The sequence below is a fragment of the Caulobacter sp. Root1455 genome, from assembly GCF_001426905.1.
In the GTDB taxonomy this organism is placed as follows: domain Bacteria; phylum Pseudomonadota; class Alphaproteobacteria; order Caulobacterales; family Caulobacteraceae; genus Caulobacter.
The window spans coordinates 23,282-45,178 of record NZ_LMFQ01000002.1; the positions used below are offsets into that span (position 1 = coordinate 23,282).

The following is a 21,897-nucleotide window of genomic DNA, read 5'->3' on the forward strand; positions in this document are numbered from 1 at the left end:
TTTCGACGTCGGCCGTTTTGCTTTATGCCCGTCAGGGCGTCTTTCGTCCGTATTGGCATTGAATTTCGAAAGACGCGGCGCCACGTCGGGGGCGCTGAAGGCGAGCCGTCGGAGCGCTCAAGTCGGAATCGGGGATTTAGAAGACCGTGGGATCATCCCAGAAAGACGAGCCGGGCCTGGTGCGCCAAGCCCATGGCCTGACCGCCGACCTGACGACGCCTGATCGCACGATCTATTGGCTGGATCTGGTCCTGACGGCGACGGTCGCCTGGAGCGGCCTGTGGCTGGCGGCCACCGCCCGCCATCCGGACGTAATCGCCGCCGCCGGCCTGGTCGGCCTGCTGGCCCTGTACCGCGGCCTGAGCTTCATCCACGAGATCAGCCACCTGCGGCCCAAGGACGTGCCGGGTTTCCGCCTGGGCTGGAACTTGCTGATCGGCGTGCCGCTGATGACCCCGTCGATGATGTATGAGGGCGTGCACAACCTGCACCACGCCAAGCATCGCTTCGGCACCGCCAAGGATCCGGAATATCTGCCGCTGGGCCGCTATTCGCCCTTCAAGCTGGGCCTATTCGCGGCGATTTCGCTGCTGGCCCCGCTGGGCGTGATCCTGCGCTCGGGCGTCCTGGTTCCGCTGTCTTTCGTGGTCCCGCCCGTGCGCCGTTTCGTCAGGACCAAGCTGTCGGCCCTGGTTATCAATCCCGACTTCGTGCGCGAGGACAACGACAAGACCCGGCCCGACTGGCTGGCCCAGGAGATCGGCTGCTGGCTGTGGTGCTGGGGCGGCGCGGCCTTGACCGTCGCCGGCGTCGTGCCCGTGCGCGTGGTCCTGACCTGGTTCGCCCTGTTCTCGCTGGCCACCTTCGTCAACCAGTTGCGCACCCTGGTGGCGCACTATTGGGAGAACGACGGCGAGATGATGAGCTTCGAGGATCAGTTCCTCGACTCGGTCAACGTGCCGCCACCGGCCCTGCTGCCGTTCCTGTGGGCGCCGGTCGGCTTGCGCTACCACGCTCTGCACCATCTGCTGCCGCGCCTGCCGTACCACAACCTGGGCAAGGCCCATGCGCGGCTGTCGGCCCAGCTGGCGGCGACCTCGCCCTATCACCGGGTCGAGGAGAAGGGGTTGTTCGTGGCGCTGGGCAAGCTGTTCCGCCGCGCCGGCGTGACGCCGCTAACGGTCGAGGCCGACCCGGTCGAACGCCAGAGCGCCTGAGGGCTCAGAACCCGGCAGGGACTGGCGCAGGGCCCAGGCCGCGCCGGTCAGCGACAGGGCGACGGCCGTCATCGTCCATTCCAGCTGGCTGCCCGGCGCGGCGATCACGCGCGGGATGTGCAGCAGCACGACGAAGCTTCCCATCATCGCCGTCAGCAGGGTCGCCGCCAGCCGGGGCACCACGCCGAACAGGATCGCCAGCCCGGCGGCCAGGTGGCCGGCGCCGGTCGCATAGGCCCAGAACAGCGGGTAGGGGATCCAGCCGGGCACCATCTTGGCCGTGAAGTCGGCATAGGCGAAGTGGCTCAGGCCGAAGACCAGCGGGCAGAGGCCGTAGATCAGCCGCGCGGCCAGCCGCAGCCGGTCATTGGGCGGCTGGGTCGACAGGGTGAACGGCGCCAGCCCCCCGGCCGACAGCGACAGGATCTCGGCCAGGCCCAGCCACGAGCCGACGCTGGCGGGCGCGGCGACGGGTTCGGGGCCATGCAAGGCGACCCAGCCCAGATAGACCGCGGCCAGCGCCGCCGAGGCGGGGCGGGCGGTGCGCGACCACAGGACGCCCAGGCCCAGGACCAGCATGACCACGGCGCTGACCAGGGCCAGGAGGTGATGGCCGGGCAGGTCCTTGGGCACGGGCTGCCACTGCAGCGCGAAGTCGCCGAAGACCAGGCCGATGATCCCCAGCGCCGTCGCGCCGAGGCCGTAGGGAACGCCGTCGCGGTTCATGAATCCTCCCGTTCGAGACGGCGAGCTTGGCCCGCCGGCCGTTGGCTGGCTTGGGGTTTGTTGCGCGGAGCGTGTTGCTCGAGACCCGTTGCCTAGAGGCGGCGAGGCGGGTTCTATGGGCGCGCACCCTGACGGAGGCGTTGCATGTTCCGCGTCGAGACCCACGGCCCCGCCTTGGCCGCCCGTTCGCCGCTGTACGGCGCCGGCGAGGCGCGCTGCGCCACCGACGACTCGGCCCCGATCGAGAAGTGCTACGCCGGCCCGGTGATCGGCGTCGTCGTGGCGGGCGCCTTCGACTACGGCGGCCGCCACGGCCGGACCCGCGCCACGCCCGGCGCGATCCTGCTGGGCAACGCCGGAGAGAGCTTCGACTGCCGCCACCTGGACGCCAGCGGCAATCGCCGGGCGGTGATCGCCCTGCATGCGGACCTGCTGGCCGAGGTCGCCAACGATCACGGGCTGGACGATCCCGCCTTCGCCGTCTCGGCCCTGGCTCCGTCGCGCGAGACCGCGCCGCTCTATGGCGCGGTGCGGCGGGCGGCGGGCGGACTGCGTCTCGGCGAGGAGGAGGTGATCGATCTGACGGCCCGCGCCCTGACCCTGGGGCGTCGCACGCGGCGGGCCGCGCCGACCCAGGTCGAGCGTCGGCGCATCCGCGAGGTGGTCCGGCATCTGGATGTCGCTTACGCGGAGCCTTGCGGGCTGGAGACCCTGGCCGCCATGGGCCAGGTCAGCCGTTTCCACTTCATCCGGCTGTTTCGGGCGGTGACCGGCGAAAGCCCGCGCCAATATCTGATCGGCGCGCGTCTGCGGGCCGCCGCCGACCGATTGACCGATACGGCCGAGCCGATCACCCGCATCGCCTTCGACATCGGCTTCAACGACATCTCGCACTTCAACGCCACGTTCCGCCGGGCGTTCGGCCTGTCGCCCACGGCGTGGAGACGGACGGCCTAGGCGTCCAACGCTCGCACCACCGTCTCGCACAGCCGGTGCGTCCCCAACGCGTCCAGCGCCGAAAGCCGTCGCCCGTCGCGCACGGCGCTCAGGAAATGGTCGCACAGGCCCTCGAACCCCCGCTGGCGGCCGACCGGGGTCCAGTCGCCGCGCCGGGTCAGGTGGTCCTGGGCCGACTGGTCGACGACCTGGGCCATGTCGACGATCCGCCGCTTGGCGCCGGCGCCCGAGACCTCCCCCGAGACTTCCAGCGTCTCTTCGTTCGCGCCGCTGACCCGGTTCATGACGCCCAGGGCGTCGCGGCCGTCGCCCGACAGCGACAGGGCCACATGCTGCAGCAGGCCGTCCACGACCCGGCCATGCACCCGCGCGTCGCCCGCGCCGGGGGCCAGGAACCGCAGGGTGTCCACCACGTGGATGAAGTCGTCGAACACCACCCGGCGCGGATGGTCGGCCTGGTCGGCGCGGTTCTTCTGCATGACCGTCAGCGGCAGGCCCAGGGCGGCGGCGTCGCGATAGACCGGAGCGAAACGGCGGTTGAAACCGACCATCAGCGAGACGCCGCGCGTCTCGGCCAGGTCGACCAGGGCCTCGCTGTCGGCGGCGTTGTCGGCCAGCGGCTTGTCGACCAGGGTCGGCACGCCGGCCTCCAGCAGGCGGCGGACGATGTCCGGATGCGCCGCCGTGGCCGCGTGGACCAGGGCGCCGTCCAGGCCTTCCGCCAGGGCCGTGTCCAGTTGGGCGTGCAGCCGCTCGACCCGCCAGGCCGCGCCCAGCGCCGCCAGGGTCTGGGCATCGCGGGTGACGAAGACCAGATCGAGGTCCGCGCGAGGACCCAGCACGGGCAGGTAGGCCTTCCTGGCGATGTCGCCCAGGCCGATCATCGCGATACGGAGAGGGGCGATGCGCAGGGTCATGAAGTCCCCAAGACGTTGAGCAGGTGGTCGGCGAGGGCGGCGGCGTTCCAGGCGTCGGCCCGGGGCGCGAGAAACAATGGAACATCTTCCAGGAACGGCGCCAGGGCCTGGGCGGTCTGGGCCAGATCCGGGGCGTCCAGGCTCTCACTCATCACCACGGCCGCGACCTCCGCCCTGGCGGAGCGCAGGGCGACCAGGGCCGTCAGGACGTGGCTGATCGTGCCGAGGTAGGAGCCCGCCACCAGCAGGACCGGCGCGCCGAGGGCGGTGATCATGTCCAGATTGGTCTCGCCGTCGGTCAGGGGCGACATCACCCCGCCGGCCCCTTCGACGAGCAGCAGGCCGTCGCGAAGCTCGGCGGCGCGGGCCACGGCGTCGATGACCATGTCGTCCAGGACCAGGGCCTGGCCCTCGAGCCGGGCGGCGATGTTGGGCGACAGCGGGGCCCGGTAGCGGCGCGGGGCGATGCGGAACACGTCGCCGGGCGCGCCCAGGGCGGCGGCCAGCCGGGCCGGATCGCTGCCGGCCGCGTCCCTGGGATCGAAGCCGCTGACCACCGGCTTGAAGGCGTCGACGACCGCGCCCCGGGCTTTCAGGGCGCGGATCAGGGCGCAGCTGACATAGGTCTTGCCGATGTCCGTGCCCGTGCCGGTGACGAACAGGGCCGGCATCAGCGGGCGGCCTTGACGTAGGGCTTCACCAGGGCCGCCAGGCGGGCGATCTCGGCGTCGGGGTGCTCGGCGCTGAAGGCGATGCGCAGGCGGGCCGCGCCGGTCGGCACGGTGGGCGGACGGATGGCCACGACCAGGAAGCCCTCGGCCTCCAGGGCGCGCGAGGCGTCCAGGGCGTCCTGCGCCTCGCCGATGATCACCGGCACGATCGGGCTGGCCGCCTTGGCCAGGCCGACGGCCTTGGTGAAGGCCTGGGCCTTGGCCAGGGGCATGGCGGTCAGGGCGGGCTCGGCCTCGATGATGTCGAGCGCGGCCAGGGCGGCGGCGGCGGCGGCCGGCGGCAGGCCGGTGGTGTAGACCAGGGTGCGGGCCCGGGTCTTGATCAGGTCGACCACGGCCCGCGAGCCGCAGACATAGCCGCCGTATGAGCCGAGGGCCTTGGACAGGGTGCCCATCTGGAACGGGATCTGGGCCTCGGGGAACAGAGCCGCCGAGCCGCGGCCTTCGGCCAGCACGCCCACGCCATGGGCGTCGTCGGACAGCAGCCAGGCGTCGTTGGCCTCGCAGACCGCCGACAGCCAGTCCAGCGGGGCGATGTCGCCGTCCATCGAGAACACCCCGTCGGTGGCGACGACGGCGTGGCGCGCGCCGGCGCGGTGCTCGGCCAGCAGCTCGGCCAGGTGGTCGGTGTCGTTGTGGGCGAACGGGATGATCCGCGCGCCCGACAGCTGGGCGCCGGCCCAGATGCAGGCGTGGGCCAGTTCGTCGACCAGCACGATGTCGCCCTTGCCCGCGAAGGTGGGGATCACGCCGGTGTTGGCCAGGTAGCCCGAGCCGAACACCACGCAGGCTTCCGCGCCCTTCAACCGCGCCAGCCGCGCCTCCAGTTCGGAGAGCAGCGGGTGGTCGCCGGTCACCAGCCGGGAGGCGCCGGAGCCGGCTCCGTAGGTCTGGATCGCCGCCTGGGCGGCGGCCTTGACCGCCGGATGGTGGGCCAGGCCCAGATAGTCGTTGCAGGAGAAGGACAGCAGCCTGCGGCCGTCGCGCTCGACGAGGGCTCCGGCGGAACGCTGGGTGGGCTTCAGACGGCGCAGCAGGCTGGCGGCCTCGAGGCGCTCGATCTTGTCGGCGGCGTAGGTGTCCAGACTGTGCATCACGGTTCCTGTTTGCCCCTCGCAGCGGGAGGGCATAGGCAGTGCGCCCCCGCTAGGCAACGAAGGATCGCGCGATGACTGTCGAAAGCCCCGACTGGCTTGTCGCCGGCGCGCCCCACGTCTGGCGGCCGTACTGCCAGATGAAGACCGCCCGGCCGCCGCTGCCGGTCGTGGCCACGCGTGGTTCGCGGCTGATTCTGGACGACGGGCGCGAACTGGTCGACGGCCTGGCCTCGTGGTGGACCGCCTGCCACGGCTACAACCACCCCCATATCGCCGCCGCCGTCCGCGACCAGCTGGAGCGCATGCCGCACGTGATGTTCGGCGGGCTGGCGCACGAACCGGCCTACCGCCTGGCCAGGCGCCTGGCCGACCTGCTGCCCGGCGACCTGAACCACGCCTTCTTCGCCGAATCCGGCTCGGTGTCGGTCGAGATCGCCATGAAGATGGCGCTGCAGTTCCATATCAACCAGGGGCGCGAAGGACGCACCAGGTTCCTGTCGTTCCGGGGCGGCTATCACGGCGACACCCTGGCGACGATGACGGTCTGCGACCCTGAAGAGGGCATGCACAGCCTGTTCTCCGGCGTGATGCCTAGCCAGCCGATCGCCGACCTGCCGGTGGACGCGGCGTCGGAGGCGGCGCTGGACGCCCTGCTGGCCGAGCGGAGCGGGGAGATCGCCGCCATCCTGACCGAGCCGCTGGTCCAGGGCGCGGGCGGCATGCTGTTCCACGATCCCGAAGTGTTGCGCACCCTGCGCCGCTTGGCCGACAAGCACGGCGTGCTGCTGATCTTCGACGAGATCTTCACCGGCTTCGGGCGCACCGGCGAGCTGTTCGCCATGCAGGCGGCGGGCGTCGAGCCCGACATCGTCACCCTGTCCAAGGCCCTGACCGGCGGGACCCTGCCGCTGTCGGCGGCGGTGGCCTCGACCCGGGTGTTCGAGGCCTTCTGGTCCGACGACGCCGGGGCGGCCCTGATGCACGGCCCGACCTATATGGGCAACGCCCTGGCCTGCGCGGCCGCCAACGCCTCGCTGGACCTGTTCGAGGACGGCGCCTGGCGGGCGGACGTGGCGCGGGTGTCGGCGGCGCTTACCGAAGGCCTGGAGCCGGTTCGCGGCGCGCCGGGCGTGGTCGACGTCCGGGTGCTGGGCGCGATCGGGGTGGTGGAGTTCGACCGGCCGGTGGCGGTCGGCGCCCTGTGCGACGCCTTCGCCGCCGAGGGGGCGTGGATCCGGCCGATGGGTAAGACGGTCTATCTGACGCCGGCCTTCACGACGCCGGACGTCGACCTGGCGATCCTGACGGCCGCCATTCGCAAGGTCGTGGGCGCTGGTGGGGTTGAAGGAAGCGGCGGGGTCTGATCCAAGCGGGGCATGTCGTCGAACACGCCCCTGACCGGCCTCGAGCGCCTAGCCATCGCGGCCATCATCCTGACCTGGGGCCTGAACAACGCCGCGGCCAAGGTGGCGACCGCCGAGCTGCCGCCGATGATGGTCGGGGCCCTGCGCTTCGCCCTGGCGTTGGCGTTCCTGGTCCCGTTCCTGAAGCCGCCGTTCCCGTGGTCGAGGCGGCTGATGGCCATCTGCCTGCTGTCGGGACCGATCCACTTCGGGATCATCTACATCGCCTTCGGCCTGGCCAAGTCGCTGAGCCCGCTGGTGGTGGCCACCCAGCTGTGGATCCCGTTCACGGCCCTGTTCGCCTGGAAGATGCTGGGCGAGACCATGAAGCCCCTGGCCGTCGCCGGCCTGGTGGTGGCCTTCGTCGGGGTGGCGTGGATGAGCCTGGACCCGCACGGGGCGGCCGACCTGCCGGCCATCGTGCTGGGCGTGGTCGCCAGCGCCTGCTGGGCCCTGGCCACGGTGTTCGTGCGCCAGACGCCGGGCGCCAAGCCGCTGCAGGTCCAGGCCCTGACCGCCGTCGTCGCCGCGCCGGTGCTGCTGGTGATGTCGTTCGGCTTCGAGGACAACGTCGTCGAACGCGTGAAGACCGCCGCGCCGATCGCCTGGGCCTGCGTGGCCTTCGCCGGGGTGGTCTCGACCATCGGGGCCAGCGCCCTGCTGTTCTGGCTGGTCCAGCGGCGCGAGGCGGGCCGGGTGACGCCCTATTTCCTGCTGACGCCCTTGGTCTCGTGCACGATCGGCGTGCTGTTCATGGGCGACAAGCTGTCGCCGCAGCTGGTGATCGGCGCGGCGGCCACCATGGCCGGGGTGGCGCTGGTGGCGCTGACCGCGAAGAAGGTCGTGCCGGCCGAGGGCGAGGCGACTTAGCGCTTTGCGTCCTTCGAGGCTCGGCTTCGCCTCACACCTCAGGATGAGGAATTCAGCAAAAAGCCCCTCATCCTGAGGCGCCCGCGCAGCGGACCTCGAAGGACGCAGTGCGTTCGCCTACTTCACCACCCCGCAGGCCACGCGCGCCCCGGCCCCGCCGATCGGCTGGGTCTTGTAGTCGTCGGGGCTGGCGTGGACGACGATCGACGAGCCGTCGGCGTCGAGCAGGGCGGGGCGGCCGCCCGCGCCGTTCAGCGACACCAGCGGCGAGAACAGCTCGGCCGTGGCCGCGCCGTCGGCGGCGGCGAACAGGTTGGGCAGGTCGCCGTTGTCGTTGCCGTCCGGGTTCAGCAGGCCGTGGACCACGGCGGTCGTGGTGTGGACGTGGGCGCCGGCCGACTTGAAGTCGGGCGCGCCGCAATCGCCCTTCTCGTGGAAGTGCAGGCCGTGCCAGCCGGGGGTCAGGCCCTTGGCCTCGACGCGCAGCAGCACGCCGTGCGGCGCCTCGGTCAGGGTGGCCGTCCCGACCGTCTTGCCGTCGGCGCCCTTGAGTTCGGCCGTGGCGGTCGTCGCGGCGGCGGAGGCCTGGGTGGCGACCAGCAGGCCGGCGGACAGGGCAAGGGCGGTCAAACGCATGGGAAAACTCCTGGAAAGCCAAGGGCTGGGGCCGCGAAGGTGGCGTCTTGGCGAGGGGAATGCTAACTGTTTTTGACGGTTCCGTGTTCGATTCTGACGGCGAAAAATTCCCTTGAGCGACGATCAAAACACCATCCCCGGGTCCCCGGCCTCGCCGGCGTCCCGCGGGGACGTTACCCCCATCAATATCGAAGACGAGCTGCGGCGTTCGTATCTCGACTATGCGATGAGCGTGATCGTCAGCCGCGCGCTGCCCGACGCGCGCGACGGCCTCAAGCCGGTGCACCGCCGCGTGCTGTTCTCGATGCACGAGCAGGGCCAGACGCCCGAGCGGCCCTACGTCAAGTCGGCCCGCGTGGTCGGCGACGTGATGGGTAAGTACCACCCGCACGGCGACGCCTCGATCTACTTCACCCTGGTGCGCATGACCCAGTCGTTCTCGATGGGCCTGGTGCTCATCGACGGCCAGGGCAACTTCGGCTCGGTCGACGGCGATATGCCCGCCGCCATGCGTTACACCGAGTGCCGCATGGCCCCGCCGGCCATGTCGCTACTGGCCGACCTCGACAAGGACACGGTCGACTTCCAGGACAACTACGACGGCAAGGAGCAGGAGCCCGTCGTCCTGCCGTCGCGGATCCCCAATCTGCTGGTCAACGGCGCCGGCGGCATCGCCGTCGGCATGGCCACCAACATCCCGCCGCATAATCTGGGCGAGATCATCGACGCCTGCCTGCTGATGATCGATCAGCCCGACGTCACCACCGACCAGCTGCTGGACCTGGTGCCGGGCCCCGACTTCCCGACCGGCGGCGAGATCATCGGCCGGGCCGGCCCGCGCCAGGCGCTGCTGACCGGCCGCGGCTCGGTGATCATGCGCGGCCTGGCCACGGTGGAAGAGATCCGCACCGGCCGCGAAGCCATCGTCATCACCGCCATCCCCTACCAGGTGAACAAGTCCAACCTGGTCGAGTACATCGCCGAAATGGTCCGCGATAAGCGGATCGAGGGCATCTCCGACATCCGCGACGAATCCAACCGCGACGGCATGCGCATCGTGGTCGAATTGAAGCGCGACGCCTCGGGCGAGGTGATCCTCAACCAGCTCTACCGTTACACGGCGCTGCAAAGCTCGTTCGGCGTCAACATGCTGGCCCTGAACCGCGGCCGGCCCTCGCAGATGGGCCTGCGCGAGCTGATCGACATCTTCGTCAAGTTCCGCGAAGAGGTCGTGGTCCGGCGGACCAAGTTCGAGCTGAGCAAGGCGCGCGACCGCGGCCACGTCCTGGTCGGCCTGACCATCGCCGTCGCCAATATCGACGAATTCATCCACATCATCCGCTCGTCCAAGGATCCGACCGAGGCCCGCGAGCGCCTGGTGGCCAAGTCCTGGCCGGCCGGCGACATGCTGCCGCTGGTCGAACTGATCGCCGACCCGCGCACCGTGCAGGAAGACGGCGGCCTGATCCGCCTGACCGACGAGCAGGCCCGCGCCATCCTGGCCCTGACCCTGTCGCGCCTGACGGGCCTGGGCCGCGACGAGATCGGCAACGAGGCCGCCACCCTGGCCGAAGCCATCAAGGGCTATCTGGACCTGCTGTCGGACCGCGCCAACATCATGGCCGTGGTTCGCGAGGAACTGGTCGAGGTGCGCGAGAAGTTCGCCATCCCGCGCCGCTGCGCGATCGTCGACGGCGACGCCGACATGGAAGACGAGGACCTGATCGTCCGCGAGGACATGGTCATCACCGTCACCCTGGGCGGCTATGTGAAGCGCACGCCGCTGGCCGCCTATCGCACCCAGCACCGGGGCGGCAAGGGCAAGTCGGGCATGTCCACCAAGACCGAGGACGCCGTCACCCGCGTGTTCTCGGCCTCGACCCACGCCCCGCTGCTGTTCTTCACCTCGGGCGGCAAGGTCTACAAGATGAAGGTCTGGCGTCTGCCACAGGGCGTCGCCAACAGCCGCGGCAAGGCGTTCGTCAACCTGCTGCCGATCGAGCCGGGCGAAACCATCACCTCGATCCTGACGCTTCCGGAGGACGAGGCCACCTGGGACGGCCTGGACGTGATGTTCGCCACCCGCTCGGGCAGCGTGCGCCGCAACAAGCTGAGCGACTTCGTGGACGTGCGCCGCAACGGCAAGATCGCCATGAAGCTCGATGAAGGCGACGGCATCGTCGGCGTGGCCGTCTGCGACAGCCAGAAGGACATCCTGCTCAACACCGCCTCGGGTCGCTGCATCCGCTTCTCGACCGACGAGGTGCGGGTGTTCGCCAGCCGCGACTCCACCGGCGTGCGCGGCGTGCGCCTGGCCGAGGGCGACAGCGTCATCTCGATGAGCGTGCTGCGCAATGTCGACGCCACGCCGGCCGAGCGCGCCGCCTATCTCAAGCACCAGCGGGCCCTGGCCCGGGCCATGGGCGAGGAGGGCGAGGAAGCGCCCGCCGCGCCGGAAGAGGCCGAGGAGGAGGGCACCGAGGCCAGCCTGACGCCCGAGCGCATCGCCGAACTGGGCGCGGCCGAGGAAATCCTGCTGACCGTGTCGTCGGAGGGCTTCGGCAAGCGCACCAGCGCCTACGACTATCGCCGCACCGGCCGCGGCGGCCAGGGCCTGACGGCCCAGGACCTCAGCAAGCGCGGCGGCAAGCTGGTGGGTTCGTTCCCCGTCGAGGAGGGCGACCAGATCCTGCTGGTCACCGACGCCGGCCAGATGATCCGGGTGCCCGTTTCGCAAATTCGTGTTGCAGCGCGGAATACCCAAGGGGTAACCATCTTCCGCACCGCCGCCGACGAGCACGTCGTCAGCGTCGAGCGTCTCGCCGAAGCCGGCGGCGACGACAGCACGGGCGATGACAACACGGGCGACGAAAACGGGGCGGACGAGACCTCGTAAGCGACCCAAAGAGCAGGGGGCCACGGGCATTGCCCGGGTGAGGGAAAAGCATGCGGATTGGTCTCTATCCGGGAACGTTCGACCCGGTCACCAACGGCCACCTCGACATCATCGGTCGGGCGGTCAAGCTGGTCGACAGGCTGGTGATCGGGGTGGCGGTGAATATCGGCAAGGGGCCGCTGTTCTCGCTGGAGGAACGGGTGGAGATGGTGCGCCGCGAGACGGCCCACCTGACCAAGATCGCCGAGATCGAGGTCCTGCCGTTCGACAGCCTGCTGATGCATTTCGCCCGCGAGGTCGGGGCCCAGATGATCGTGCGCGGCCTGCGGGCCGTGGCCGACTTCGAATACGAATTCCAGATGACGGCCATGAACCAGCAGCTCGATCGCGAGATCGAGACGGTGTTCCTGATGGCCGACCCGCGCCACCAGGCCATCGCTTCGCGCCTGGTCAAGGAGATCGCGGCCCTGGGCGGCGACGTCCACAAGTTCGTGCCGCCGGGCGTGGCCGAGCAACTGCTGGGCAAGCTGACGAAGTAGGGCGCGGCTTGCTCTAGTTGGAGCGCGGCGGAAGGCCCGCCGCCTCCGGTTCGGAGACCGGCGCCCAGAGCCGGCAGACCAGGCCGTCCGGGGTGAAGCTCAGCTCGGCGGGGCGCCCCAGTTCGCCGGCCATGACCCGGCTCAGGACCACGGAGCCAAATCCGGTCAAGGCCTGCTCGGCGCCGGCGGACCCGCCGCGTTCGCGCCATTCCAGCACGGCCAGGTCGCTCTCCAGCCGCCACTGCAGCCGAACGCGACGGCGATCGGCGGACCCCGCGTCCGGCCGGTTCGCGACAATGGCCAGCTCATGCAACGCCATGGCGACGGCGATGGCGCTCTTCGGAGACAGCCGCGCCTTGGGGCCGATGATCGTGTAGCGGTCGGGAAAGTCGTAGGGGCGCAGCAGTTCGCTGGCGATCTCGGCCAGATCCGCGCCGGTCCAGAGCTCGCGGTTGAGCACGTTGTGGGCGGCGGAAAGGGCCATCAGGCGGGCGGCGACAGCCGATTCAGCGTCCTTGGCCGACTCGTGGTCCCGTAGCGTCTGGCGAACCAGCGACTGCACGGTCGTGAGCGTGTTCTTGACCCGGTGATTGAGCTCGTTGATCAGCAGGGTGCGCTGGTGCTCGAACCGGCGGGCCTCGGTCACGTCGGCCGCGATGCCGATATGACCGCAGAACCTGCCTCGCGCGTCGAACCGCGGCCGGCCATAGAGCTCGATCACCCGCACCGCGCCGCCCGGCCGGCGAAAGCGGCCTTCGAAGCTGACCGCGCCGTGGGCCGCGCGCGCCGCGTCCCGGGCGGCCAGCAGCCGAGGCCTGTCCTCCGGATCGATCCAATGCAGCCAGCCTTCGCCCAGCAGCTCCCGGCGCGGACGCCCCAGGGCGTCGACCATCGCCTGGTTGATGAACACCAGCTTGCCGTCGGCGCGGCTCAACCACGCGGCCGTGGGCGCACCGTCCGCGACCTCGCGATGCCGCTCCTCGCTCAGGGCCAGCCGGCGCTGCGCGGCCCGCGCCGCGGTCACGTCGGTCCAGGTGGCGGCGACGCCGTCGTCATAGGCGAAGGCCCGAACGGCCAGCAGCCGGGCGCGATCGCCGCTTCGGAAACGCAGCTCGGCCTCGGCGGGCCGCCCGGTCGCCGCGACCTTCTCCACCAGCTCGGCGAACGCGCTGTCGGGCCCGAGCCCGGCCAGGTCGCAATAGCCGCGGCCGATCAGGTCCTCCCGGTCCTGGCCAAAGAGGCGTTCGGCCGCCGCGTTGCAGTCGGAAATCCGCCAATCGGAATCCAGGCCGATGAACCCTCCGGGCAACCCCTCCGCCAGCTGGCGCGAGCGAGACCTGTGTCTGGCGGTGTCGGCTTGCAGGCCTTCGGGCGCGCCGGCGAACATGGCAACTCTCCGCTACGCCGCGGTCGGTCCGGGCCCCATCGCGCCAAGCTGGTTGGCGACCCCATTGTTTCGGGGCTTCAGGGGCGGTCAATCGGGCGGAATCAGGAGACGGCGCATCGGCGGTCTTGCGCCAGCCACCCCAAACTCGCCGGAATCGTCCGTTCTAACGCGGCGCTACTTGTCGTTCGCGCGGCGGCGTTCTACGCCGTCAGACCAGTTCTTTCGGGGATCTCCATGAAGCTTGCGTCCATCGCCGCCGTCCTGGCGCTCACCGCGGCCTCCGCCGCCAGCGCCCAGCAGACCTCCGATTGGCGGACGCCCGACCCCGAGAACATCCTGGTGGTCGACACCAACAAGGGCCGGATCATCGTCGAGCTGGCGCCCGAGGCCGCCCCGAACCACGTGGCGCGGGTGCGCCAGCTGGCCAAGGCCCACTTCTACGACGGCCAGACGTTCTTCCGGGTCATCGACGGCTTCATGGCCCAGACGGGCGACCCGAAGAACGACGGCACCGGCGGCTCCGACCAGCCGAACCTGGCCGCCGAGTTCCTGTTCCGCCGCGGCCCCGGCTACGCGCCGGCCGGCAAGGCGGGCACGGTGGAAATGGGCTTCGTCGGTTCTCTGCCGGTCTACAGTCAAAACAGCGCCTTGGCGGCGATGACCGCCGACGGCAGGGTGGCCGCCTGGGGAGCGTTCTGCCCCGGCGTGCTGGGCATGGCCCGCGCGGGCGATCCCGACAGCGCCAACAGCCAGTTCTTCTTCATGCGCCAGCACTACGCCTCGCTGGAAAAGACCTACACCGCCTTCGGCCGCGCCCTGAGCGGCCTGGAGACCATTCGCGCCATCAAGACCGGCGAGCCCGTGCCTGATCCGCAGGACAAGATGCTGACCGTCCGCGTGCTGTCCGACATGCCCGCCAGCCAGCGGCCGAGCATCCAGGTGATGGACACCCGCTCGGCCGCCTTCTCGGCCCTGGTCGAGAAGAAGCGGGCCGAAATGGGCGGGGCCTTCGGACCCTGCGACATCGCCGTGCCCGTACAGGTGAAATAATGATCCGTCCGCTGGTCGCCTCGATCGCTGTTCTTTCCGGTCTCGTCTTGGCCGGCGGCGCGCAGGCCGCGCCGAAGGTCGCGCCAAAGACGGCTCCCCCTGGGGCGACGGAGTGGCGAACGCCCGCGCCCGAGGACGTGGTGGTCATCGACACCAGCAAGGGCCGGATCGTCTTGGAGCTGATCCCCGAGGTCGCGCCCGGTCACGTCGCCCGCTTCCAGGAACTGACCCGCGAGGGCGTCTATGACGGCCGCACCTTCTTCCGGGTGATCGACCGTTTCATGGCCCAGACCGGCGATCCGGACGACACGGGGGAGGGCGGCACGAAGAAGCCCAACCTGAAGGCCGAGTTCACCTTCCGCCGCGATGCGTCGACGCCGTTCGCGCCCGCCGCGGCCCCGGCCGGAACCGAGGTCGGCTTCCTCAAGTCGCTGCCGGTCGTCAGCCAGGCCTGGAGCTGGGCCGAGGTCACCTCCGACAAGAAGGTCTCCGCCTGGGGGACATACTGTCCCGGCGTGGTCGGCGAGGCCCGAGACGAGGACGTCAACTCGGCCAACAGCCAGTTCTTCCTGATGCGCCAGCCCTATCCGTCGCTGGACAAGCGCTACACGGCCTTCGGCCGGGTTCTGACCGGCCTCGACGTCGTGCGGGCCATCAAGACCGGCGAGCCGGTGGAGAAGCCGCAGGACCGGATGACCAAGGTGCGCCTGCTGGCCGACATCCCTCCGGCCGAGCGCCCGACCGTGCGGGTGGTCGATACGGCCAGCGCCTGGTTCAAGGCCGAGATCGCCCGCAAGCGCGCGGCCCGGGGCGCCGACTTCTCGGTTTGCGACGTCGATCTGGCGGTCGACATCCGATAGTTGCAAGCTGGGCTGTGACGATTGATCCGCCCTCGGGATCCAACCGAACGGTTTCCCCCTTATGGAAAGCGGGCTAGAAGCCTTCCGACTCCTTTCCCCCTTCTCCAAACCCCCAAGGGATGACCATGTCGGCCGACCTCGAAAACACCCTGCTGCTGACGCTCGAGACCGGGCCCGTCACGATCAAGATGCGTCCCGACCTGGCCCCCGGCCACGTCGAGCGGATCAAGGAACTGGTCCGCGAAGGCTTTTATGACGGCGTGGTCTTCCACCGCGTGATCCCGGGCTTCATGGCCCAGGGCGGCGATCCGACCGGCACCGGCCGCGGCGGTTCGGCCAAGCCGGACATCAAGGCCGAGTTCTCCAAGGAGCCGCACGTGCGCGGCGTCTGCTCGATGGCCCGCACCCCCGATCCGAACTCGGCCAACAGCCAGTTCTTCATCGTGTTCGACGAAGCCACCTTCCTGGACAACCAGTATACTGTCTGGGGCCAGGTGGTCGAAGGCATGGAAAACGTCGACGCCCTGCCGACCGGCGAGCCGCCGCGCGCGCCGGGCAAGATCCTCAGCGCCAAGATCGCCGCCGACGAATAGGCGTCGACCTCGACGTTGAAACGGAGGGCCTCGGGAAACCGGGGCCCTTTTTCGTGGCTCTAGATCTTTGTTTTAACGCACTTTCTTCACGCGAACCGGACGCCACTTCGCTCGAAAATGCTCTAGCGGGCCAGGGTCACCACGACCGGCCGATGGTCCGAGCCCAGGTTCGGACCGCGCTCGACCTTGACGGTCTTCCAGGCCTTGCCGGCGTAGACATGGTCGATCGGCAGGATCGGGAAGGGCGCGCGGGCGACCCGCGAGAAGTCGCCGCTGGGCCAGCTGGCCAGGGCGCGGGTGCGCCGCTCCAGGCCCAGGGCCTTGTCCTGCCGGCGCAGGGAGAAGGACCACGGGGTGGAGTTGAAATCGCCGGCGACGATGAGGTTTTGGCGCGGAAACGGCGCCAGTCTCGAGACCAGCAGCCGGCTCTGAGCCTGCTGCCGGCCCGCGGGGATGGGCCAGACATAGTGGACGGCGGCCAAGGGGAAGGCGCCGCTCGGAGCTTGCACGACGGCGGTGGCTCCCGCCAGAGGCAGGCCCTCCTTGAGGAAGCCGCGCTTCTGGGTCATCGGCCATCGACTGAAGATCCAGGTGTCGCAAGTGCGCGCGCCATCGCAGCTGACGCGGTAGGGGTAGGCCTTCAGCAGACCGGCGACGACCGGCCAGGCCGCGCCGCCCGCCTCCTGGATGGTCACCACGTCGGCCTTCTGGGCGAGAATCCAGGCCAAGGTGGCTTCGGGGTGGTGATTTCCGGCCCAGAGGTTGAACTGCACGAGCTTCAGGGCCGGCGTGGCCTTGGGCTTGGTCTTCTGGAACCACGACCCGGCGATTTCGGGGGTCATCAGTCCGCCCGTGGCGAGGACGGCGACCAGCGACAGGCCGACGATGGCCTTGCGCTCGGTGTCGCGCGCGAAGGCCGCGCCGAGCACCAGGCCCGCCACGCCGCAAGCCAACCAGATCACGGCCCAATGGGTCAGGGCGTCCAGCTTGTCGTTGAAGACGCCGCCCAGGCAAAGCAGCCCCGTGGTCGCGCCGACCAGGGCGAACATCAACGCGGTGCCGCGAACGAACAGACTTGCGAGATTGAGGACCAGACGCATCGCCTCGCCTTAGCACGACCGCATGACGTTCGCGCCAGGCTTAGTCGCCGCCGAAATACAGGAAGCCGATATTGCGGAATTGTCGGTCGCCGACCAGCAAGTCACCCTTCATGACGGGTTTGGGTTCGCCCGGGCCGGCGGCCTTCGCGGCTTTCAGGGCCTCCAGGTCGAAGGCGCCGGTGAAGGTCACCTGCCCAAGGCGCGGATCGACGCCGTGGAAGCTGAGCTCCCGGTCGTCCACCCGATAGGCGGTCGGCATCACCCGCACCGAGACCGTATGGACGATCTGGCCCAACTCGTTCTCGACGGTCGGGCTGGCGACATCGTCGAACGACATGAAGATCGGCGCATAGGTGGCGGACCGCTTGCCGGCTTCCCAGTCGGCGAAGTCGCCGGCCTGGCCGATGTTCAGCGAGGTCAGCTTGAGGTCGCCCGACTGTACGGCCTTGTCGGGCAAATAGAAGCCGAAGCTGTCCAGCGCCGGATCGTGCGAGAAGGTCACCGGCGCCGGCGGCGTCGCGGCCGGCGCGGTGGACGGCGCCGGGGCGGTCTCGGCCTTCCTGATCTCCACGGCGGGCTTGCAGGCGGTCAGGAAAAGGCAGGCGCAGAGCACCGACAGCCTATGAATGGTGACGGTCATGGTTCCCCCCGTGATGCGTCGAGCGGGCAGGATGGTGGCGGAAGACGCGGTTTGTCCATCGATGCTTGACCGGAGACGCGGCGTCTCGACGCTTGACCTCGACGTCCCGTCGTGGCCTTGAAGCCGCCCCATGCGCCTGTCCGACTTCGATTTCCATCTGCCCGAGGAGGCGATCGCCCTGCGGCCGGCCGAGCCGCGGGATTCCGCGCGCCTGCTCGTCGTCCGACCCGATGGTGCGGGGGGGCAAGGCCTGGAAGACCGGATCGTCCGCGAGCTGCCCGACTTCCTGCGGCCGGGCGACGCCCTGGTCTTCAACGACACCCGCGTGATCCCGGCCCGGCTGATGGGCCTGAGGGCGGGACGCGAGACCGGCGGCGGCGACGGATCGCCGGTGGCGGTCGAGGCCACCCTGCACCGCCGCGTCGCGCCCGACCGCTGGGTCGCCTTCATGCGGCCCGGCAAGCGCCTGAAGGAGGGCGACCGCATCGCCTTCGGCCACGGCCAGGATCGCGCCTGCCAGGGCGGCATGCTGGACGCCACCGTGATCGCCAAGCACGAGGGCGGCGAGATCGAACTGGCCTTCGACTTCGCCGGCGTCGACCTGGACCTGGCCGTCGCCGCCCACGGCGAGATGCCGCTGCCGCCCTATATCGCCGCCAAGCGGCCCGAGGACGACCGCGACCGCGCCGACTACCAGACCGTCTACGCCCGCGAGGACGGCTCGGTGGCCGCCCCGACCGCCGGCCTGCATTTCACGCCCGACCTGCTGGACCGGCTGAGGGCCCGGGGCGTCTCCCTGCACTTCGTCACCCTGCACGTCGGCGCGGGCACCTTCCTGCCGGTCAAGACCGACGTGGTCTCCGAGCACAGGATGCACGCCGAGTTCGGCGAGGTGCCCGCCGAGGTCGCCGACGCCCTGAACGCCGCCCGCGCCGCAGGCGGCCGCATCGTCTGCGTGGGCACCACCAGCCTGCGCCTGCTGGAGAGCGCCACCGGCGAAGACGGCGTCGTGCGGCCGTTCGCCGACGAGACCGCGATCTTCATCACCCCCGGCTACCGCTTCCGCGCCGCCGACGTGCTGATGACCAATTTTCACCTGCCCAAATCGACCCTGTTCATGCTGGTCAGCGCCTTCGCCGGCCAGGCGACGATGAAGGCGGCCTATGAGCACGCGATCGCCACCGGCTATCGCTTCTATTCCTACGGCGACGGCAGTCTGCTGTTCCGCGCCCCCACTAACAAGAATGGGCTCGAGCAAAGCTGATGGCCGCCTTTCCCTTCGAGATCTCGGCCACCGACGGCGCGGCCCGGACGGGCGTGCTGAAGACTCCGCGCGGCGACATCCGCACGCCGGCCTTCATGCCGGTCGGCACCGCCGCCACGGTCAAGGCGATGACGGTCGACCAGGTCAAGGACACCGGCGCCGACATCATCCTGGGCAACACCTACCACCTGATGCTGCGCCCCACGGCCGAGCGGGTGAAGCGCCTGGGCGGGCTGCACAGGTTCATGCGCTGGGACAAGCCGATCCTGACCGACAGCGGCGGCTTCCAGGTGATGAGCCTGTCGGGGATCAGCAAGGTCACCGAGGAGGCCGTCACCTTCTCCAGCCATATCGACGGCTCCAAGCACGTGCTCAGCCCCGAGCGGTCGATGGAAATCCAGGCCGACCTGCTGGGCAGCGACATCGTCATGCAGCTGGACGAGTGCGTGGCCTGGCCGGCGGAAGAGGCGAGGGCGCGCCAGGGCATGGAGCTGTCGGCCCGCTGGGGCGAGCGCTCCAAGGCCGCCTTCGGGACGCGCGACACCCAGGCCTTGTTCGGCATCCAGCAGGGCTCGACCTTCCGGAACCTGCGCCAGGAGTCGTCCGAGCGGCTGCGGGAGATCGGCTTCGACGGCTACGCCCTGGGCGGGCTGGCCGTCGGGGAGGGGCACGAAGCCATGTGCGAGGTGCTGGACTACGCGCCGGCCATGCTGCCCGCCGACAAGCCGCGCTACCTGATGGGCGTGGGCAAGCCGATCGATCTGGTCGAGGCGGTCTATCGCGGCGTCGACATGTTCGACTGCGTGCTGCCCACCCGCTCGGGTCGTCACGGCCAGGCCTGGACCTGGGACGGGGCGATCAACATCAAGAACGCCCGCTACGCCGACGACGAGGACCCGCTGGACCCGACCAGCGACTGCCCGGCCAGCCGCGACTATTCCAGGGCCTATCTGCGCCACCTGTTCAAGGCCGAGGAGATCCTGGGCCAGGTGCTGCTGTCCTGGCACAACATCGCCTTCTTCCAGGCCCTGACGGCGGCCATGCGGGCGGCCATCGCCGAAGGCCGGTTCGAGCAGTTCCGCCGGGACTTCGCGGCGCGTCAGCAGGGCGGCTGACGCCCTAGGACGCGGCCCCGAAGCGGGCGACGCAGTGCCAGGCCCATTTGGCCAACTGGTAGTCCAGACCGTTCCGGCGGGCTTGGCCGATGTCCGCGGGCGTGACAAAGCCGTCGACCTCCAGGGCCTCCAGCGTCCTGGCCGCGTCAGGTCCTCGATATCGTTCGCAATCGGCGAGACGCTCGCGCGGCAATCGAAAGCCGTCGTGCCACTCCACGGCGCAGGGCAGGCTCCGGGCCGCCGTTTCGATCGTGGTTCCGCGATAGCTGGGATCGAGCACGATCGCGGCCACATCGTCGGCGACGCTCAATCGGCCGTGAACGTGAGCCTCGATATAGTCGTCGAGCAGATCCAACGCCGCCTCGTTCGCGACGGCCAGGGCGATCAGCGCCATGCGGTCCGCCGTCCCGAAGCGTTCGGGCGTCATGAAGCTGTCCGGATAGCAAAAGGTCGTGCGCCCCAGGACGCCGGGGTTCAGGCGCAGGTGGCAGGATCCAAAACGGTGTGAGCCGCCGTGGGGGCGGTCGAGATAGTTGAGCGCCCCGTACTTGGGCCGCATTTCCACGACGGCCCCATGGTCGTCGTCATAGGCTCCGCCGAAGAGCCGGCTCTCCCACCGCCACCGATCGCCGCCGGGATAAGCGGTGAGCCCTCCGTTGCTGGTGCGGGTTTCGAATTGCGAGCGATAGACGCCTTCCCGGGCCAGCTGCTCGATCATCGTTCCGTCCGGCGAAGGGGTGTCGGGATGGAAGTTCAGGGTCACGGCCAGCCCGGGCGGCATCGGCGCTCCGTCGGACCTCCGTCGGACATGCTCGACCGCCAGGGAAACAAGGTCATCCATGGTGCGGCCACGTTCCCCGATCGAGCGGCTTCAAGGGTGAATTCGCCGGCTACCAGATCTTGTAGATCGGCTTTTTCTTCTTCTTCGCCGTCGATGTCGGCTGGGCGGGGGCGGCGTCCACCGGCGTCGCGTCGGCTTCCGACGACTGGACGGCGGGCGTCTCTTCCGCCGGCTGGTCTTTCTCCCAGGGGAAGCGCTTTTCGACGATCGGCGCGGCCGGCTTGGCCAGGTGCTGTGGCGTGGCTGGCGGGTTGCAGCCGCGCGCCTCGCCCAGGCCCTTCAGATAGGCGCGGCGGATCGCGCCCGAGGCCATGGCGTGCTGCACCAGCTTGTCGTGCTTCTCGGCGCCGCTGAGCTTGCGGACCCAGCCGCGCATCGGGATCAGGTCCTGGGCGGCGCTGGCCATGGCGCCGAAGGCGGCCGAGCCGGCCATGCGCTTGCCGCGGTCCAACAGGTCCTCGTTGTCTTCCGGCGGACGACGGTCGACGTCCTCGCCCAGCGCCAGGTCCAGCGGGGCGACCATCATGATCAGCGTCTCGCAGCTGATCTTCTTGCCGGGCGGACGGGCATAGGGGTCGGCCATCGCCTCCAGCAGGACCGCCGGGATCTTGGTGCGCAGCAGGTTCATGTCGCGCAGCGGTGCGCCGGCCGCGCCGCTGATGCCCTCCTTGTTGGCGTCCGAGGTGGTCTGGATCTTCTGCGGCGGAGGCTCTGACTTGGACGCGCAGGCGGCCAGCAGGGGAACGACGACGGCGAAAAGCACGAGACTGCGCATGCCGCCAGCCTAACGCCAGTAAGGCGCGTTCGTCATCTCCCTCTCGGTGCGAAAGCGCGCTTGCGACGCGAGCGCCCCCCGACTATGGTCCGCGCCGCTTCCACCGGCCTCCCGCCGTGTCGATGCGGGCCGGTAGCTCAGTGGTAGAGCATTCGACTTTTAATCGAATGGTCCTGGGTTCGAATCCCAGCCGGCCCACCAACCTCTCCCTTGAAATGATTGACTAAAATCACCGCTTCGGCGGAGCCCGGCAGCGCTGGCGACGCGGGTTGGGACCAATGCG

The 21,897-nt window shown here is 69.8% G+C and carries 21 protein-coding genes, 1 tRNA gene and 1 pseudogene; 13 read left to right on the plus strand and 10 right to left on the minus strand.

Annotated features, from left to right (window positions below):
- Positions 1–179: 179 nt before the first annotated feature.
- Entirely contained in the window at positions 180–1,217 is a 1,038-nt protein-coding gene (locus ASD21_RS02635) for a fatty acid desaturase family protein (protein WP_327019750.1), read from the plus strand.
- On the opposite strand, the gene ASD21_RS24245 is transcribed toward ASD21_RS02635, so the two are convergent.
- Complete coding sequence (locus ASD21_RS24245; RefSeq protein ID WP_056436386.1) at positions 1,176–1,943, minus strand: DoxX family membrane protein; 768 nt, start codon at positions 1,941–1,943, stop codon at positions 1,176–1,178. The genes ASD21_RS02635 and ASD21_RS24245 overlap by 42 nt on opposite strands.
- A 144-nt stretch (positions 1,944–2,087) precedes the next feature.
- Here ASD21_RS24245 and ASD21_RS02645 point away from each other — a divergent pair, with 144 nt between their 5' ends.
- Entirely contained in the window at positions 2,088–2,900 is an 813-nt protein-coding gene (locus tag ASD21_RS02645) for a helix-turn-helix transcriptional regulator (protein WP_056436389.1), read from the plus strand.
- Here the strand turns inward: ASD21_RS02645 and ASD21_RS02650 are convergent.
- Genes ASD21_RS02650 through bioF form a run of 3 tightly spaced genes read right to left on the minus strand, consistent with a single transcriptional unit; the run spans position 2,897 to position 5,642 of the window.
- Positions 2,897–3,817, minus strand: coding sequence for a Gfo/Idh/MocA family protein (locus tag ASD21_RS02650; protein WP_056436392.1), 921 nt, complete (start codon positions 3,815–3,817; stop codon positions 2,897–2,899). The two genes, ASD21_RS02645 and ASD21_RS02650, sit on opposite strands and share 4 nt — an antisense overlap.
- On the minus strand, positions 3,814–4,488 hold the full coding sequence (gene bioD / locus ASD21_RS02655; RefSeq protein ID WP_056436395.1) for a dethiobiotin synthase: 675 nt from the start codon (positions 4,486–4,488) through the stop codon (positions 3,814–3,816). The genes ASD21_RS02650 and bioD overlap by 4 nt, the downstream gene beginning before the upstream one ends.
- On the minus strand, positions 4,488–5,642 hold the full coding sequence (gene bioF / locus ASD21_RS02660) for an 8-amino-7-oxononanoate synthase (RefSeq protein WP_056436398.1): 1,155 nt from the start codon (positions 5,640–5,642) through the stop codon (positions 4,488–4,490). Before bioF ends, bioD begins: the two co-directional genes overlap by 1 nt.
- A 74-nt stretch (positions 5,643–5,716) precedes the next feature.
- On the opposite strand from bioF, the gene ASD21_RS02665 reads away from it, so the two are divergent.
- The 3 genes and pseudogenes from ASD21_RS02665 to ASD21_RS24250 form a co-directional block, all read left to right on the plus strand.
- Positions 5,717–7,009 carry an adenosylmethionine--8-amino-7-oxononanoate transaminase gene (locus ASD21_RS02665; protein WP_056436401.1) on the plus strand — a complete coding sequence of 431 codons (1,293 nt, stop codon included), beginning with the start codon at positions 5,717–5,719 and terminating at the stop codon, positions 7,007–7,009.
- Positions 7,010–7,021: 12 nt separating this feature from the next.
- Complete coding sequence (locus ASD21_RS02670) at positions 7,022–7,918, plus strand: DMT family transporter (protein WP_056436404.1); 897 nt, start codon at positions 7,022–7,024, stop codon at positions 7,916–7,918.
- A pseudogene (locus ASD21_RS24250) lies at positions 7,919–8,037 on the plus strand (hypothetical protein); the annotation flags it as partial.
- Here ASD21_RS24250 and sodC read toward each other — a convergent pair.
- Complete coding sequence (sodC, locus tag ASD21_RS02675; RefSeq protein ID WP_056436407.1) at positions 8,036–8,554, minus strand: superoxide dismutase[Cu-Zn]; 519 nt, start codon at positions 8,552–8,554, stop codon at positions 8,036–8,038. The pseudogene ASD21_RS24250 and the gene sodC sit on opposite strands and share 2 nt — an antisense overlap.
- 112 nt (positions 8,555–8,666) lie before the next feature.
- On the opposite strand from sodC, the gene gyrA reads away from it, so the two are divergent.
- Together gyrA and coaD are read left to right on the plus strand one after the other, a co-directional pair.
- Positions 8,667–11,450, plus strand: coding sequence for a DNA gyrase subunit A (gene gyrA, locus ASD21_RS02680; protein ID WP_056436409.1), 2,784 nt, complete (start codon positions 8,667–8,669; stop codon positions 11,448–11,450).
- A gap of 50 nt (positions 11,451–11,500) precedes the next feature.
- A complete protein-coding gene (coaD, locus tag ASD21_RS02685) occupies positions 11,501–11,989 on the plus strand; it encodes a pantetheine-phosphate adenylyltransferase (RefSeq protein WP_056436411.1) in 489 nt (162 codons plus the stop codon).
- Positions 11,990–12,002: 13 nt separating this feature from the next.
- Here coaD and ASD21_RS02690 read toward each other — a convergent pair whose 3' ends face one another.
- On the minus strand, positions 12,003–13,376 hold the full coding sequence (locus ASD21_RS02690; protein WP_056436414.1) for a sensor histidine kinase: 1,374 nt from the start codon (positions 13,374–13,376) through the stop codon (positions 12,003–12,005).
- 234 nt (positions 13,377–13,610) lie between these two features.
- On the opposite strand from ASD21_RS02690, the gene ASD21_RS02695 reads away from it, so the two are divergent.
- The 3 genes from ASD21_RS02695 (at position 13,611) to ASD21_RS02705 (ending at position 15,879) form a co-directional block, all read left to right on the plus strand.
- Complete coding sequence (locus ASD21_RS02695) at positions 13,611–14,426, plus strand: peptidylprolyl isomerase (RefSeq protein WP_056436417.1); 816 nt, start codon at positions 13,611–13,613, stop codon at positions 14,424–14,426.
- Positions 14,426–15,286 (plus strand): peptidylprolyl isomerase, encoded by an 861-nt coding sequence (locus ASD21_RS02700; RefSeq protein ID WP_056436420.1) that lies wholly within the window; start codon positions 14,426–14,428, stop codon positions 15,284–15,286. The genes ASD21_RS02695 and ASD21_RS02700 overlap by 1 nt, the downstream gene beginning before the upstream one ends.
- A gap of 125 nt (positions 15,287–15,411) precedes the next feature.
- Positions 15,412–15,879 (plus strand): peptidylprolyl isomerase, encoded by a 468-nt coding sequence (locus ASD21_RS02705; RefSeq protein WP_056436800.1) that lies wholly within the window; start codon positions 15,412–15,414, stop codon positions 15,877–15,879.
- A 122-nt stretch (positions 15,880–16,001) separates the two neighbouring features.
- Here the strand turns inward: ASD21_RS02705 and ASD21_RS02710 are convergent, their stop codons facing one another.
- Positions 16,002–16,979 carry an endonuclease/exonuclease/phosphatase family protein gene (locus tag ASD21_RS02710; RefSeq protein WP_056436423.1) on the minus strand — a complete coding sequence of 326 codons (978 nt, stop codon included), beginning with the start codon at positions 16,977–16,979 and terminating at the stop codon, positions 16,002–16,004.
- Positions 16,980–17,019: 40 nt separating this feature from the next.
- Positions 17,020–17,619, minus strand: a complete 600-nt coding sequence (locus ASD21_RS02715; protein ID WP_056436425.1) for a hypothetical protein — start codon at positions 17,617–17,619, stop codon at positions 17,020–17,022.
- A 130-nt stretch (positions 17,620–17,749) separates the two neighbouring features.
- Here ASD21_RS02715 and queA point away from each other — a divergent pair, with 130 nt between their 5' ends.
- Together queA and tgt are read left to right on the plus strand one after the other, a co-directional pair.
- Positions 17,750–18,883 carry a tRNA preQ1(34) S-adenosylmethionine ribosyltransferase-isomerase QueA gene (queA, locus tag ASD21_RS02720; RefSeq protein ID WP_056436428.1) on the plus strand — a complete coding sequence of 378 codons (1,134 nt, stop codon included), beginning with the start codon at positions 17,750–17,752 and terminating at the stop codon, positions 18,881–18,883.
- Positions 18,883–19,998, plus strand: a complete 1,116-nt coding sequence (gene tgt / locus ASD21_RS02725; RefSeq protein ID WP_056436431.1) for a tRNA guanosine(34) transglycosylase Tgt — start codon at positions 18,883–18,885, stop codon at positions 19,996–19,998. Before queA ends, tgt begins: the two co-directional genes overlap by 1 nt.
- A 4-nt stretch (positions 19,999–20,002) precedes the next feature.
- Here tgt and ASD21_RS02730 read toward each other — a convergent pair whose 3' ends face one another.
- Both ASD21_RS02730 and ASD21_RS02735 read right to left on the minus strand, forming a co-directional pair.
- The gene (locus ASD21_RS02730; protein WP_200941388.1) at positions 20,003–20,779 is read right to left on the minus strand and encodes a DUF3626 domain-containing protein; all 777 of its coding nucleotides are present in this window, start codon (positions 20,777–20,779) and stop codon (positions 20,003–20,005) included.
- A 109-nt stretch (positions 20,780–20,888) separates the two neighbouring features.
- Positions 20,889–21,614 carry a hypothetical protein gene (locus ASD21_RS02735; protein WP_056436437.1) on the minus strand — a complete coding sequence of 242 codons (726 nt, stop codon included), beginning with the start codon at positions 21,612–21,614 and terminating at the stop codon, positions 20,889–20,891.
- 126 nt (positions 21,615–21,740) lie between these two features.
- Between ASD21_RS02735 and ASD21_RS02740 the strand changes: the two genes are divergently transcribed.
- Positions 21,741–21,815 (plus strand) — tRNA-Lys (locus ASD21_RS02740).
- Positions 21,816–21,897: the final 82 nt, after the last annotated feature.